15 protein-coding genes are annotated in these 13,721 nt (G+C 63.2%); 8 read left to right on the top strand and 7 right to left on the bottom strand.

All coding sequences use genetic code 11. The annotated features are described in order from the left end of the window. Positions 1-7: 7 nt before the first annotated feature. Both EJ075_RS21635 and EJ075_RS21630 read left to right on the top strand, forming a co-directional pair. Entirely contained in the window at positions 8-715 is a 708-nt protein-coding gene (locus EJ075_RS21635; RefSeq protein WP_126105677.1) for a lysophospholipid acyltransferase family protein, read from the top strand. A gap of 22 nt (positions 716-737) precedes the next feature. Further along, on the top strand, positions 738-1,667 hold the full coding sequence (locus EJ075_RS21630) for a phosphatidate cytidylyltransferase (RefSeq protein WP_126107411.1): 930 nt from the start codon (positions 738-740) through the stop codon (positions 1,665-1,667). Between the two features lie 15 nt (positions 1,668-1,682). Here the strand turns inward: EJ075_RS21630 and EJ075_RS21625 are convergent, their stop codons facing one another. Further along, positions 1,683-3,674, bottom strand: coding sequence for an AI-2E family transporter (locus tag EJ075_RS21625; protein WP_164547159.1), 1,992 nt, complete (start codon positions 3,672-3,674; stop codon positions 1,683-1,685). A 236-nt stretch (positions 3,675-3,910) separates the two neighbouring features. On the opposite strand from EJ075_RS21625, the gene EJ075_RS21620 reads away from it, so the two are divergent. After that, positions 3,911-4,981 carry a histidine kinase dimerization/phosphoacceptor domain -containing protein gene (locus tag EJ075_RS21620; protein ID WP_126105676.1) on the top strand — a complete coding sequence of 357 codons (1,071 nt, stop codon included), beginning with the start codon at positions 3,911-3,913 and terminating at the stop codon, positions 4,979-4,981. A 252-nt stretch (positions 4,982-5,233) separates the two neighbouring features. On the opposite strand, the gene EJ075_RS21615 is transcribed toward EJ075_RS21620, so the two are convergent. From EJ075_RS21615 to EJ075_RS21610, 3 genes are all read right to left on the bottom strand, one after another. Further along, positions 5,234-5,719: a pyridoxamine 5'-phosphate oxidase family protein gene (locus EJ075_RS21615; protein ID WP_126105675.1), complete on the bottom strand. Its 486-nt coding sequence runs from the start codon at positions 5,717-5,719 to the stop codon at positions 5,234-5,236. A 37-nt stretch (positions 5,720-5,756) separates the two neighbouring features. Beyond that, the gene (locus EJ075_RS33225; RefSeq protein ID WP_164547158.1) at positions 5,757-5,930 is read right to left on the bottom strand and encodes a hypothetical protein; all 174 of its coding nucleotides are present in this window, start codon (positions 5,928-5,930) and stop codon (positions 5,757-5,759) included. Between the two features lie 217 nt (positions 5,931-6,147). Continuing rightward, entirely contained in the window at positions 6,148-7,083 is a 936-nt protein-coding gene (locus EJ075_RS21610) for a hypothetical protein (protein ID WP_126105674.1), read from the bottom strand. Positions 7,084-7,396: 313 nt separating this feature from the next. Here EJ075_RS21610 and EJ075_RS21605 point away from each other — a divergent pair, with 313 nt between their 5' ends. Then, a complete protein-coding gene (locus EJ075_RS21605) occupies positions 7,397-7,654 on the top strand; it encodes a hypothetical protein (RefSeq protein ID WP_126105673.1) in 258 nt (85 codons plus the stop codon). A gap of 259 nt (positions 7,655-7,913) precedes the next feature. Beyond that, complete coding sequence (locus tag EJ075_RS21600; RefSeq protein ID WP_126105672.1) at positions 7,914-8,144, top strand: hypothetical protein; 231 nt, start codon at positions 7,914-7,916, stop codon at positions 8,142-8,144. Positions 8,145-8,300: 156 nt separating this feature from the next. On the opposite strand, the gene EJ075_RS21595 is transcribed toward EJ075_RS21600, so the two are convergent. Next, on the bottom strand, positions 8,301-8,654 hold the full coding sequence (locus tag EJ075_RS21595; protein WP_126105671.1) for a cupin domain-containing protein: 354 nt from the start codon (positions 8,652-8,654) through the stop codon (positions 8,301-8,303). Between the two features lie 144 nt (positions 8,655-8,798). Between EJ075_RS21595 and EJ075_RS21590 the strand changes: the two genes are divergently transcribed. The 3 genes from EJ075_RS21590 (at position 8,799) to EJ075_RS21580 (ending at position 11,884) form a co-directional block, all read left to right on the top strand. Continuing rightward, positions 8,799-9,020: an alkylphosphonate utilization protein gene (locus tag EJ075_RS21590; RefSeq protein ID WP_095482787.1), complete on the top strand. Its 222-nt coding sequence runs from the start codon at positions 8,799-8,801 to the stop codon at positions 9,018-9,020. A gap of 251 nt (positions 9,021-9,271) precedes the next feature. Continuing rightward, positions 9,272-9,634, top strand: a complete 363-nt coding sequence (locus EJ075_RS21585; RefSeq protein ID WP_095482788.1) for an SPW repeat protein — start codon at positions 9,272-9,274, stop codon at positions 9,632-9,634. A 282-nt stretch (positions 9,635-9,916) separates the two neighbouring features. Continuing rightward, on the top strand, positions 9,917-11,884 hold the full coding sequence (locus tag EJ075_RS21580) for an acyltransferase family protein (RefSeq protein WP_126105670.1): 1,968 nt from the start codon (positions 9,917-9,919) through the stop codon (positions 11,882-11,884). A gap of 33 nt (positions 11,885-11,917) precedes the next feature. Here EJ075_RS21580 and EJ075_RS21575 read toward each other — a convergent pair whose 3' ends face one another. Both EJ075_RS21575 and EJ075_RS21570 read right to left on the bottom strand, forming a co-directional pair. Further along, on the bottom strand, positions 11,918-12,679 hold the full coding sequence (locus tag EJ075_RS21575) for an ABC transporter ATP-binding protein (protein ID WP_126105669.1): 762 nt from the start codon (positions 12,677-12,679) through the stop codon (positions 11,918-11,920). 16 nt (positions 12,680-12,695) lie between these two features. Continuing rightward, positions 12,696-13,694, bottom strand: coding sequence for an ABC transporter substrate-binding protein (locus EJ075_RS21570; protein WP_126105668.1), 999 nt, complete (start codon positions 13,692-13,694; stop codon positions 12,696-12,698). Positions 13,695-13,721 lie beyond the last annotated feature (27 nt).

Genomic DNA, 13,721 nt, shown 5'->3' with positions numbered 1-13,721 from the left:
CCAGCCGATGAGCAAGCTCGGCACTCGCACCTTCACCCTGCTGCAGACCGTGACCTCGGTCGGCCTGTCGGCGCTGGCCTGGGCGGTGACCGGCGTGCGGCCGATCTGGAACGGCAGCCAGCCGTCTGACCGGCAGCGCATCTACTTCGCCAACCATGCCAGCCACGGCGACTTCATCCTGCTGTCGGCCTGCCTCAGCGAGAAGGAGCGCGCCCGCACCCATGCGGTCGCTGCCGCCGACTATTGGGGAAAATCGCGGCTGCGCCGGTTCATCGCGCAGGACATGCTGTCCTCCGTGCTCATTCACCGGCAGTGGACCGATGAGGCGCAGAATCCGATTTCGATCATGCTGTCGGTGCTCGACGAGGGCCATTCCCTGATTGTCTTTCCCGAAGGCACGCGCAACATGACCGACCAGCCGCTGCTGCCGTTCCGTTCCGGCCTCTATAATCTGTCGATGGCGCGGCCCGACGTCGAGCTCATCCCGTGCTGGATCGAGAACATGTCGCGGGTGCTGCCCAAGGGTCAGTTCGTGCCCGTGCCGCTGCTTTGCCGCGTCGTCTTCGGCGCGCCGATCGCGATTGCGCCTGGCGAGGAACGCCGCGCCTTCCTCGACCGCGCCCGCGAGACGCTGCTTGCGCTGAACCCCCGCCCGCCAGCGCATGATGCGGAAAAGTGGAATCCGGTTTTCCGAAAAACATCATGCGACCTCTAAGAGACGACCAGACAACATGCCAATGCGCGAAATCCTCATTCTGATTGTCGGACTCACTGCGGTGCTGATAACGGCGAACCTGGTCGCCGGCATTCTGTCGTGGCGCGCGCCGAAGCCGCTGCCCTCGACCCTGATCAACCTCAACCAGCGCATCAATGCTTGGTGGGTGATGGTCCTGGCGATCACCGTCGCCTTCTTCTTCGGTCGCCACGGCATGACCATCCTGTTCGCGCTGATCTCGTTTGCGGCGCTGCGCGAATTCGTGACTTTGACGCACACCCGCCGCAGCGACCACTGGGTGCTGCTCGGCATGTTCGGCATCATCATCCCGTTCCAGTATTGGCTGGTGTGGACCGCCTGGTACGGCCTCTTCACCATATTCATCCCGGTCTACTGCTTTCTGCTTATGCCGGCGATCACCGCGCTCCACGGCGATACCGAGCGATTTCTCGAGCGCGTCTCGGCGCAGCAATGGGCCGTCATGATCTCGGTCTACTGCGTCAGCCACGTGCCGGCGCTGCTGACGCTCGAGGTGCCCGGCTTCGAAGGTCGCAATTTGCTGCTGATCGCTTTTCTGATCATCACCGTGCAAGGCAGCGACGTGCTGCAATACATCTTCGGCAAGCTGTTCGGCAGGCACCTGATGTCGCCGAAAGTGTCGCCGTCCAAGACCTGGGAGGGCCTGGTCGGTGGGCTGGTGGCATCGAGCCTGCTCGGCGCGCTGCTGTCGTTCCTGACGCCGTTCTCGCCGCTCCAGGCAGCGGGTGTCGCCTTCATCGCCTGCCTGATGGGATTTCTCGGCGGACTGGTCGCCTCCGCCATCAAGCGCGATCAGGGGGTGAAGGACTGGGGCCATCTGATCGAGGGCCATGGGGGCATGATGGACCGCGCCGACAGCCTGGTCTTCGCCGCCCCGGTTTTCTTCCACACCGTGCGCTATTTCTGGACGTGACAGCGAACTACAGCCTTATTTTGCAGCCGCAAGCGGCGCTTTCTTAGCGGCCGGCGGCCGACGGCGAATGCGGCGCCTGGCAGCGGCCTTCAGCGCGACGGGCGGATCGCTCGACAACGCGCCCAGTACGGCATCGACCATGCCATGGGCCACAAAATCAGCATTGATGTCATTGGCCAATTTGGCGGCTGTCTCCTTGTTGTCGCCGTCGGTCGCCGACCAGAACACGATGCCTACCCGTAGCGCCCTTTTGACACGTTTCAGCCGACGAACCAGGAAACGGGCGTGCTTGACCGAATCGCGGTTCAGAAAGCCGACCACCACGGTATCGACAGCGTCGAGCTCGAGCCGGCGAATGCTCGCCGGATCCATATCGGCAAAGCTAACTTTCGATATCGTTGCGCCCTGGACTTCGAGCACCTGCGCGAGCATGGCGGCGGCGGCATCGTCGAGTTCGCCGCGACCGCCGGCACACAACACCGCCATGTCCGTGCCATCAGGCAACTCGATGTCGCCCTCACCTTCCCCCAGAGCCTCCTTGTCCTTGCGCGAGCCGGTTTCCTCAGCGGCGGCTGGGTCTTCCTCCTCTGCTTCTTCCTGTGCGCTGTCGTCGAGGTTCGCCACCAGCGTCTGCGCACTGGCCGCCACCTGCCGTCTTTGCTCATCGCCCATGACGCCCCGCACGCGATCCTGTTCGCCGAGCAGAAGTGCGGGAATGGCGACCTTGTCATAGAATTCGAACAGATATTTTTCCTCCAGGATCTCCTCGGCGTGATCTGTGGCTTCCTCTGGATCACCGGCCAACAGCCGTTGGTAGAGCCGAGCATGCGGTTCGAGTACGGGCTCGTTGCCGAACAGGACGTCGAGGAATTCGAACTGCGGCACGTGCCTGCCGAGCACGACGAGACAGACAGTGAGCGGCGTCGACAGAACCAGGCCCAGCGGCCCCCAGAGCCAGGTCCAGAAGATAGCCGCAACGATGATGGCCAATGGTGAAAGCCCGGTTCGTGAACCGTAGAGCCACGGTTCGACCACGTTGCCGGTTATCATTTCCATGGCCACGAACAGCCCGGCGGTCCACAGCACGAGCGACCAGCCGGGAGCCACGGCAAGCGCCAGGAACAAAGGCAGCAGCGCACCGATGATCGGGCCGATATACGGAACAAAGCGCAGCGCCAGCGCCAGCAATCCCCACAGCAGTGCATTGGGTATGCCCAAAACCCAAAGCCCTACTGTAATCGGTATGGCATAAAGGATATTCACGACCAATTGCATGAGAAGATACCGGCCGACCCGCTTGCCGGCATCCTGGAGCGCCTCGGTGGTTCGATGAAGGTCGCCATAGCCGACGAGGCGTATGAAACGGTCGCGCAGGTCCTCGCGCTCGAGCAGCATGAAAATGACGACGACGATGATCAGACCGGCCGATGCCAGCGGGCTGATCAGCGGGCCGATCAGGTTCTGGAGAACCTGGAGCGGTCTTTCACGCGCGATGATCTCGACAGGCACCGGCTCGCGCCGTGGCTGATCCGCGGCGGGCTGTGAGGTTTCTTGCCTGTCGAGTTCTTCGCCGACGCGTTCGATCACCCTGCTCAGCCTGGCGACGATACCGCCGCTGACGCCGGTCTCCTTCAGGGAGCGGATCTTGGTCACGATATTTGACTGGTAGAGCGGAATGTTCTGCGCCAGTTCACCGACCTGCGTGGCGACAATGAACGAGAACAGCGCAAGGACCGTGAAAGCGCCCATCACACTGGCGATGACCGCAGGAAGACGCGGAATGCCAACTCGTTTGAGTGCGGAAACCATGGGTGCAAGCGCAAAGGTAAGCAGCAGAGCGATTGCGATCGGCAGGAAAATCTCGCGCCCGAAATACAGGGCCGCGACCGCCGCCACGACAGTCGCGACGGTGGGCAACGACATGCGCGGAAGGACCCTGGAAGTGGAAACAATGCCCACCAGCCCGGGGTCCGACGGGTGCATGCCGTTTCGACGATTGGCCGCCACTTGATGCCTCCACCCTGCCAATCACCATGATCAGGCATATTGAGCCGGCGCGCAACTTCGCTTCCTTCGCACCGGGGCCACGGCGCGAGCAGCAAGGGGCGCGCTTCGCCAACCGCTGCTCACTCCACAAGGGCAGAGGCAGGCCGGCACCTCAACTGATTCATTTGGCGACATCGGCCCGGCAACAGTGTACTGGCCCTCAAGAGGGGGCAAAAACCCCAGATCGGCCGCAAGCCTTGTTTCATCCCATCGCCAATATCGAAGATGTGCAGACGCTGGCGCAGGCCATCGTCAACACGATCGCCGAGCCCTTCCTCGTCCTTGACGAGAAGTTTCGCGTGCTGTCGGCGAGCCGCTCCTTCTACCAGACCTTCAAGGTCGACCCCGAGCAGACGCGCGGCTCGCTGCTCTATGCGCTCGGCGACGGCCAGTGGGACATTCCGGCACTGCGCCTGCTCCTGGAGACGATCATCCCCGAGAAGACCGCCATGGACGGCTTTGAGGTCGAGCATGATTTCCCGAATATCGGCCCGCGAACAATGCTGCTCAACGCCCGAAAGGTCCTCTACGACCACAGTTCAGCCGTGACCATCCTGCTCGCCTTCAACGACATCACGGCCCGCCGTGCCATCGAGAGGGAAAAGGAAGAGCTTCTCGGCCGCACCGAAGACCTGCTGCGGCAAAAGGACGTGCTGCTGCGCGAAATGGAGCACCGGGTCGCCAACAGCCTGCAGATCATCGCCAGCATCCTTTTGTTGAAGGCCCGCTCCGTCACATCAGAGGAAACTCGTCAGCATTTGAAGGATGCCCATCAGCGGGTTCTGTCGGTCGCCGAAGTGCAGCGCCATCTTCACACCACGACCGGCGTCGAAGAGATCGACGTCGTGTCCTATCTGTCGAAGCTGTGCGAGAGCCTGGCCGTCTCGATGGTTGGTGAAGACCAGCCGATCGCCGTCAACGTCACGGCACAAGGCGGCAGGATAGACTCGCAGAAGGCGGTGAGCCTCGGCCTGATCGTCACCGAGCTCGTTCTCAACGCGATCAAATATGCCTTCCCGATGGAGAAGGCCAAGGCGCTGATCCAGGTGACCTACGAGACCGAGGGCAGCGACTGGAAGCTGACTGTCTCGGACAACGGCACCGGCAAACTCACCAGCGAGGCGCCGAGCGCGGGTCTCGGAACAGCCATCGTCGAGGCGCTGGTCAAGCAGTTGGAGGCCAAGGTGGAGGTCATCAGCGACACCAAGGGCACCAGCGTGTCTGTGACCAGGGCGACGTTCACCTCGCGCATACCACGGGCAGCGTAGCCTGATCCATCCTAGGGAACCGCAGCGCTTCCAGGGGGATCATGGTTTCGATGCACGCTGTGGCGAATTAGGTGATTCCAAGTGGAACCAATCCTTCGCTGCTGTGTTGACAGACACATCGAACGCCCCGAGCGTTCGGTCGTTAAAGAGCCCGCCTCCCGACCCCCTCCGGAACGCGGGTTTTTTTGCGCCTTCCACCGGTAACGGATACGTCATTTGACATAGAGCCTGGGCGCTACCCGACCATAAGACCTACCGGAACGCCTGCCGTCCGGAAATTGTCTCGATCTTGATCTGATAGAACAGATGGCTGCCCGCAGTGGCCAGCGTGGCGCCCAGATTGAGCGAGCCGGGCTCCCACCAGTTGGCGTGCTTCTGCAGCAGCGACCAGGCAAATTCGCGCTCATGGTCCAACACGGGAGCCAACTGGTCGATGGCCGGAGCGGTACGGTCCAGGGCGGGCACCTTCGGCAGGTCCTCGAAGACGCCGTCGACGACGACGCTCTTCCAGCCGTGGACGCTGCCGACATCGTCGACCTGCAGGCAGACGTGAGGGTTGCCCCGCATCCACTCGACCTTCTTGCCGGGCAGCGAGAAGCTGAAAATGAAATCGTCGCCGAAGGCAAAATGGATCGGCACCACATAAGGCCGGTTGTCCCTGACGCAGGCCAGGCGGCCAAGCCTGGCCGATCTCAACAGGGCAATGCATTCTAGCCGCGTCATCTCCCTGATATTCATTGCGATTCTTTCCGTAGGTGTTCGCGTCTGCTGCCGGTCAGGCAAGCTGGTCGATACGCCGGATGGCCTGGACCGCCTCTGCTTCGGCGACGCCGATCAGCGCATCGATGGCTTGGATCGCCTCGATGTGACCACGGGCTGCCACCGTCCTGCGCAGGGCGTGCAGATCGTTTCGAATGTCGCAGAGCGTGGTTCGGACCGTGAGGGGCATGGGCTGCCTTCCTCGACACAACCGCTGAACATGGCGATAGGTTCCGCCTTTCGGTTGTGGCATCGCGCCTGCACTGGTGCGGCCTCCGCCAGCTTCATCTGGGCGACCTGACAACCAGGAAGAAATGATCATGAACGCCAAGTTGCTTTGCGTGGGTGCAATGGGCGCGAAGATGGCCCGTCACGGTCATGACGACACCGGCGGCGCGTTGCTATGGTCAGGCCTGGCCCGAATGGTTCAACCAATGACGGTCGAACACGTCGAGGATGGCGCGGAATTCGGCCGGCGGGATCTGGCTGGCGCTACCGTCGCTGTCTCCGGCGAGGAATTGCGCCAGCTGCCGGTCGACCGCTTCCGGCTGCTCGACGGTCACGCCTAGCGATGCCAAATCCCTAGCGATCGACCCGTCGGGCGGCAGATATCCGCCCCATGCCTCGGGCGCCGGGTCGCGCAAGCGGACGATCAGGATTCTGGTCAAGGATGGCTGCGGCTCCGGGCTGATGATTGTGGTGCCGACCATATAGCCGCCAAGCACGCTTCCCGGCCGCGACTGTGGGAACAGGCAGAGGAAGAAATGGGCATCGCCGCCGGTTTCCTTCAGAAACGCATAAAGGCCGCGTTTTGCCGGGCTCACCGGACCGCCGACCAGCAGTTGTCCGGTCGGCAACACCTCTCGATAGGCGGCAGTCAGGCCGCGCGCGCCCGGCCCAGTCTCAATCGACAGGCTGCCCCTGATCAACTGGCCGCGATAATAGGGCGACAAAGCATGCGAATAGCACGCATAGGTTCCGGCAAGGGCCAATCCGAGGCTTCGCTCCTCATGCCCAGACGATGCCTCGAACTGCGCGCCGACGCGGCGTTCCAGTTCGGCCCTCTCGATGCCGTGGCGGGCGCAGATCGCCGCGGTGAAGCCTGGCAGGTCGCTCTCGGCGATCCAGGCGCCTGGCTGCTCCAGCTTGAGAACCTTCGACCAATCGTCGTAGACGCTGAGCTGGCGTGGCTGGGCGCGGCCCTGCAGCCATTTGTCGGCGCGGCCGAGATCGAACGCCGTGTTCGGGTTGACGTTCCGGAACGCCGCCGCAAGGTCCTTGCGGCTGATGGTTCCCAGCAGGGCCACAGTCAGCCGTAACTTCTGCGCGATATGCTGTGCCATCCCACCTGCCCCTTTATGCCACCGCAAGGCTTAACATGTGCCAGCACTTGCTCCCACCGCATTCATCGCGGGCCGGGCCTCTCCTAAAGTCGATATTCCAGGAAATCCGCAGAAATCCATGCCGTTCCACGCACCTGCCCTTTTCGCCCCGGCAGGCGGCGCTAAGGTCGCGGAGGGCAAGGGCAAAACCGTATAGAACTCACGCTAATGTAGGCTTGAATACCAACACCCTTCCTCAGTCATTTGAACGACGGCGAAGCCGAGTTCTCGCAACCAGCGCAAGATGCCGCCTCAACAAGGAAGGAATAATTCGATGTCCTGGACTGCATCTCCCAAAATCTCCTTCACCGCGATTGCGGCTGGATCCACAGCACTGCTGCTGCTGACCTTCGGGCCGGACAGACCGTCGCGAGCCGCTGCCGGCTCGCGCGCGGCAGCGACTTATGGCAAGCAGGCTAAGCCGGCCATCGAGCCGACGCGCATCGAAGTCGACGGCGGCGCGCACGTGATACGCTTTTACATCGACGGCAAGCAGGTCGCCCTGCTCGACTCGACCGGCTTCAAGGATTGATCTCACACCGGCGCTTGGCCGCGACATCGGCGGCCAAGCGCGACTGGATGTCCGCGTTCGGCCGCGCCGCTCCGGGCTTCGGCGCCTGATGCGGCTGCGAGCCTAACACGCGCCGGCACCTGCTCCGTTTTCCGCGGCCCGCACTTTTCCACACGCCTATATTCCAGGAATTCCGCAGAATTCCACGCCCTTCCACACAGCGGCGGTGTTCGAGCCGGCGGCTGGGGTTAACCTTACGTTAATCATAGAGGGACCCATCATGAAACTTGCCCTATCTGCACTGCTCGCCGTGCTCGCATTGTCGCAAACCGTGGAGGCTAAGACGAAAGTCGTTGTCACCGATGCGAAAGCAGCCACAGCCGAGAAAAGCCGGCCGGTGCTCGACAATAAGGCCACCGGTGGGATTACCGCGTCGTCCGGTGCGATGGCGGCGCCGGCCGGCAAGGATGTGTCCAGTCCGTATCCGCCGGCGATCTATTTCAATTTCTAGAGTCTCATGCATCCCTAATGGATGGGACTCTATCTTTTTATTCGACCGTGCCACTTGCGGCGCCCGACAGGCCCCGGGGATCAACAGACCCCGGGATCGACAGGCTTGGCGGCGGCGTGTCGGGCCATGACAGGATTGCCAGGCACGCCTCCTGCCTCAGCCGATCCTGACGACGAAATGCTTCGTGACCGGCTCGATGATCTTCCACGTTCCCTTGAAATCGGCCTCGACCACGAAGGCATCGCCGGGACCGACTTCGACGGGCGCGCCGCCATCGGGGGTGATGACGATGCGGCCTGATATCATGTGCACGAATTCATAGTCGCTGTAGGTCGCGTGGTAGGTGCCGGGGGTAGCCTGCCATGTTCCCGACATGACCTTGCCGTCCTCGGTAGTGTGCTGGACGGCAGTCTTCATGGTCGGGTTGCCGTCGACAACGATCCAGCCCGCGAGATCGCCCGCCTCCGCATTTTCGACCGCGCCGAATTTGAGGATGGTCTTCTCTGTCATGGTCGGGCTCCGTTTGACCTGTGCCGGCATTGGCTGTCGGTCAATAGCCGAAGCACCTGATATGGGCAACGTGGGTGCCCGGCATGCTTGACCTGGCCGCCATCCGCCGGATAGTCCGTGGACCGGCCCCATGAAAGAACCGACATGACAGACGCGATCGTAAAAGACAGCAACGGCGCCCAGCTGAACGAGGGCGATTCCGTGACCCTGATCAAGGATTTGAAGGTCAAGGGCACGTCGGAAACGATCAAGCGCGGCACGCTGGTGAAGAACATTCGCCTCACCGGCAATCCGGGCGAGATCGAGTGCAATACCAAGCAGGTGAAGGGCCTGGTGCTGAAAACCGAGTTCCTGAAGAAGGCGTGATCGGCTGAGAACGCCGCCTGCCCCATGATCTGCGCGGGCTCCTCGACCTTGCAAGCGGAAGCCTCTGGAAATCGGCGCTTCTGAACCGCGCAGGCAGATGGCGGACACGGCATCGCTGCGGTGCGAAATGACGACGCCATGGCCGCGCAGGGCCGCTCCTTGAAGGCCGTCGAAAGCGCAATATATCAATGACTAAGCGTGCGTTGCACGCGACGTGGTGCTTTGGTCAAACTTCATCTGTGGAGGTTGTCATGGCAAACAATGTGATGGAAGGAAAGAAGGCCCAGGACTGGATCAACCTGATCCTTGCGGTCTGCCTGTTCGTCTCACCCTGGGTACTCGGCTTCGCTGCTGAAACCAATCCTGCGTGGAACGCCTGGATCGCCGGCGTTGTGCTCGGTGCTTTGGCTATCACGGCGCTTTCGGTATTCGCCGAGTGGGAAGAGTGGGTAAATCTTGTTGTCGGGCTCTGGCTGATCGTTTCGCCCTGGCTGCTCGGCTTCATGGCGAACGCCAACGCGATGGCGACCCATATTGTCCTCGGCGTGCTGGTGGTTGCGGCATCGGCCTGGGCGGTCTGGGACTCGCGTCATCATCCGCCGGCGCATGCGTGATCGGTGACGACCAAGGGGAGGAGCCCGCCGCTCGCGCGCCGGGCTCCTCTAAAGCCTGAGATCGGTACGCAGGCCCGCTAGCCGGGCTAGTTATTCTACTTGTGCTCAAAAATCGGCCGCCGCGGCGGATGCAGACGGCGGCGCTGATGCGCGCGCCGACGAGCACGCCGCGAACCTCCACTTATGTTGCACTGCGTTAGATTTGTTGCATTGCAATATCCGCGCATCGCGTCGAGTCTTCGCAACGGGTGGGCTTTTCAACGACCTACGCGAGGTATCGCCGTGTCAGCATCGTTTCGGCCTGATATCGAAGGGCTGCGTGCGCTGGCGGTGTCAGGCGTCGTCGCGTTCCATTTCGGTCTGTCGGACCTGCCGGGCGGCTTCACCGGCGTCGACATCTTCTTCGTCATCTCCGGCTATCTGATCACCGGCCAATTGCTGCGGGAAATCGCCGAGGACGGCCGGCTGAACCTGTGGCGCTTCTACGCAAGGCGCGCCCGGCGCCTGCTGCCGGCCTCGCTGTTCGTCATCCTCGTCACGCTGGTCGCAGGTTACTTCATCCTGTCGCCGGACGAACAGGCACTCTATTCGAAAGGCGCCATGTTCGCCTCGGCCTATGCGATCAATTTCTGGCTGATCCGCTGGGCGTTCGACTATTTCGCCCCCGATGCGGCGAACAACCCCTTCATCCACTTCTGGTCGCTCTCGGTCGAGGAGCAGTTCTATCTCGTATGGCCGGGGCTGCTTCTGCTGGCCGCATGGCTGCGCCCGGGCAAGCGCGCGGCGATCCTGGTGATCGGCGTCGCCGGCGTGGTGTCGTTCGCCGTCTGCGCCTGGCTCACCACCGTGGCGCAGCCCTGGGCCTTCTATTTCTCGCCGCTCAGGGCCTGGGAATTTGCCGCCGGCGGCCTGGCGACGATGGCGCCGGCAAAATTCTGGCGGGAGCGCCCACAACTGGGCGCAGCATTGGCATGGTTTGGCCTGGCCCTGATCGCCGGTGCCTATCTGACCTTCAGCGAGCAGGACACCCCCTTCCCCGGCGTCGCGGCGGTGGTGCCAGTGGCCGGCGCCGTGCTCCTGCTGCTCAGCGGTTCCGGCAATGTCCAAAGCGGACCCAGCGCCGTGCTGGCGCTGCCGCCGTTGCAATGGGTGGGGAAACTTTCCTACTCGCTCTATCTCTGGCACTGGCCGGTCATCGTCTATGCGACGATGATGGTTCCCGATCTTTCCTGGCCCGGGCGGCTTGCCTGCGCAGCATTGACGCTGGCGCTCTCGATCTTCACCTATAATTTCATCGAGAACCCGATCCGCCGCAACGGCTGGCTGATGGCGAATGCGGCGCGCGCGCTTGTCCCCGCCGCAATGCTGACCGGTGCCAGCGTGGTGGCGACCTATGCCAATGCGCGCCTTGCCGTGCACGATCTCGACCCCTCACAACGCATCATTGCCGAAACTGCCGCACAGCCTTCCACTGCGCGCGCCAAGGTGGGCTGCATTCTCGACTACGAGACCGTCACGCCGAAGGCCTGCGAGTTCGGTGCCAAGAATGCCGAGCACTCGATCGCGCTGTTCGGCGATTCGCACGCCGACCACTGGTCGACGCCGCTGATCGAGGCGGCGAAGAAGAACAACTACAAAGTCGTCACCTGGCTCAAATCCGCCTGCCGGGCCTCGCGGCTGACGGTCTGGAGCTCGAAGCTGAAGCGCGACTACACCGAGTGCGATCAATGGCGCGAGCAATCGATCAAGGAGATCATCGCCCTGCGCCCGAGCCTGGTGGTGATCTCGGAGATATCGCTGACCAGCTCGCGCAAACTGTCGCCCGACGCGAAGGTGCCCGACACCCAGGATCAGGACTGGCAGGCCGGTCTGCGCTCAACGCTGGAGGCCTTCAGCCAAGCCGGGCTGAAGGTCGCCTTCATCCGCGATGTGCCGTTCAACGGCATGTTCGTCGACACCTGCGTGGCCCGCGCGCTGTGGCGCGGACAGGCGCCGTCGGTATGTGACGCACCGCGAAGCGACGCCGCCAACGATGCCGTGGCCGCGGTGGAGCGCGATATCGTGCGCGCCATTCCCAACGCGACCTATATCGATATGACCGACCGGTTCTGCGACGCCAAGACCTGCCATGTCTTCATCGACGGCAAGCTGGCCTACCGCGACCGCCACCACATGGCGACGCCCTTCGCGCAAACGCTGGAGCCACCGGTCGAGCGCGCGCTGTTCTCGAAGGTGGCGGCGGAGAAATAAGGGCGGCGCAAGACGCGCCTTTCACCCCTCGTCTCAGTGCAGGCCAAACTCACGCAGCAGTTCTTCGCGATAGCGCACGAACCGGCTTTCGCTGCGATCGCGGGGGCGCGGCAGCTCAACCTCGACCAGCCGTGCCGTGCCGCCTTTCTCCCTGGGCAGGATCAGCACCCTGTCCGCAAGATAGATCGCTTCCTCCAGATCATGAGTGACCATGACCATGGTGACGTTCTCCTCGCTCCAGATGCGCGCCAGCTCCTCTTGCATGCCGATCTTGGTCATGGCGTCGAGCGCGCCTAGCGGCTCGTCGAGCAGCAGGATTTCAGGCTGCACGGTCAAGGCCCGGGCGATGCCGACGCGCTGCGCCATGCCGCCCGAAAGCTGCCGGGGATAGGCATCGCTGAATTCGGCCAGGCCGACGAGCGCGGTATAGAAGCGGGCCTTGTCCTCGGCCTCCGCCTTGGGCACGCCCCGCACTTCGAGGCCAAAGGCGACGTTGCCGAGCACTGTCAGCCAGGGCAGCAGGCGCGGTTCCTGGAAGATGACCGCGCGCTCGGCGCCGACGCCATGGACCGGCTTGCCGTCGATCGCGACCCCGCCGCTGTCTGCTGCCTCCAGCCCGGCAAGAATGCGCAGCAGCGTGGTCTTGCCCGATCCGCTGGCGCCGACGATGACGAGACATTCACCGGAGCGGATATCGAGGTTGAGCGCCCTCAGCACGGCAAGAGGGCGCCCACTGAGGGTGAAGGATTTGGAAAGGTCGCGTATGGTGACCTCGCCGCCGCTTTTGCTGGCCATGGCGCCCGTCTCCCGGTCAGTTGGTTTTCGTTTCGCCGCGCCGGTAGAGGATGTCAGAGGCTTTCAGCTTGCCCTTGGGCAGGCGGCCGTCGCGCTCGAGAACGCTGACCCAGAAGTCGATGTCGCGGTCGTCAGCCTTCGCTCCTTCGCGCAGGCCGAAGCCGGTCCAGTAGCGCGCCAGCGCGCCATTTTCGCCGCGTTTGTCCAGGATGTCCGCAAGCACCTTGCGCGCCTCGTCCGGGTTCTGGCGCGACCAGTCGGCGGCGCGCGCCGACTGCTCGACGAAATTGCGCGCCCCCTCCGGATGCGCCGTGATGAAGTCGCGCCGCAGGACGATGAAGCCGCCGGCCAGTTCGCCCAGCACATCGGTGTCGTTGAACACGCCGCGCACGCCGCCATTGTCGACAAGGGCGCCGGCAAACGTCGCCTGCCAATAGCCGAGTGCCGCGATATCGACTTGGCGCGACCGCAACGTCTGTTCAAGCTGCGGCCCGGGCACCACGACGAGGTTGGCGGCATCCGGCTGCAGGCCGACGCCGTGCAGCGCCTCGCGCACCGTGTAGTCGAGATGGGCGCCGAGCGTGTTGACCGCAATGGTCTTGCCGGCGATGTCGGCAATCGATTTGATCGGACTGTCTTCCAGCACGTAGAAGACGCTGCGCACTTGGCTGTTGATGCCGTTGCTTGGATAGGCGGCGACGAAGTCGTTGCCGCCGGAGATCGAATTGATCACCGCAGCGGTCGCGGCCGAGCCGAGATCGACGCTGCCGGAGGCGAGCGCGAACAGCGATTCCGGGCCGCCGCCGGAGTAGCCGACATTCTCCAGCTTGACGCCGAAATCGTTGAAATAGCCGAGCTCGTCCGCCAGCTCATGCGGCGAGATGCTGCCGCGGCTGGCGAGATAGCGCAACGTGACCGGCGCGGCTTGTGCAGCGGCAAAGCGAGGCAGGCCGGCGGCGATGATGCCGGCGGCAAAGGGAGCGCCGGCAAGCAGGGAACGGCGAGTGATTGGCATGGTCCGGTCTTTCTTGTTGGAGAGGTT

Origin of the sequence: Mesorhizobium sp. M6A.T.Cr.TU.016.01.1.1 (assembly GCF_003952585.1) — a bacterium.
GTDB lineage: Bacteria > Pseudomonadota > Alphaproteobacteria > Rhizobiales > Rhizobiaceae > Mesorhizobium > Mesorhizobium mediterraneum.
This window is presented reverse-complemented; position numbering and strand designations above follow the sequence as displayed.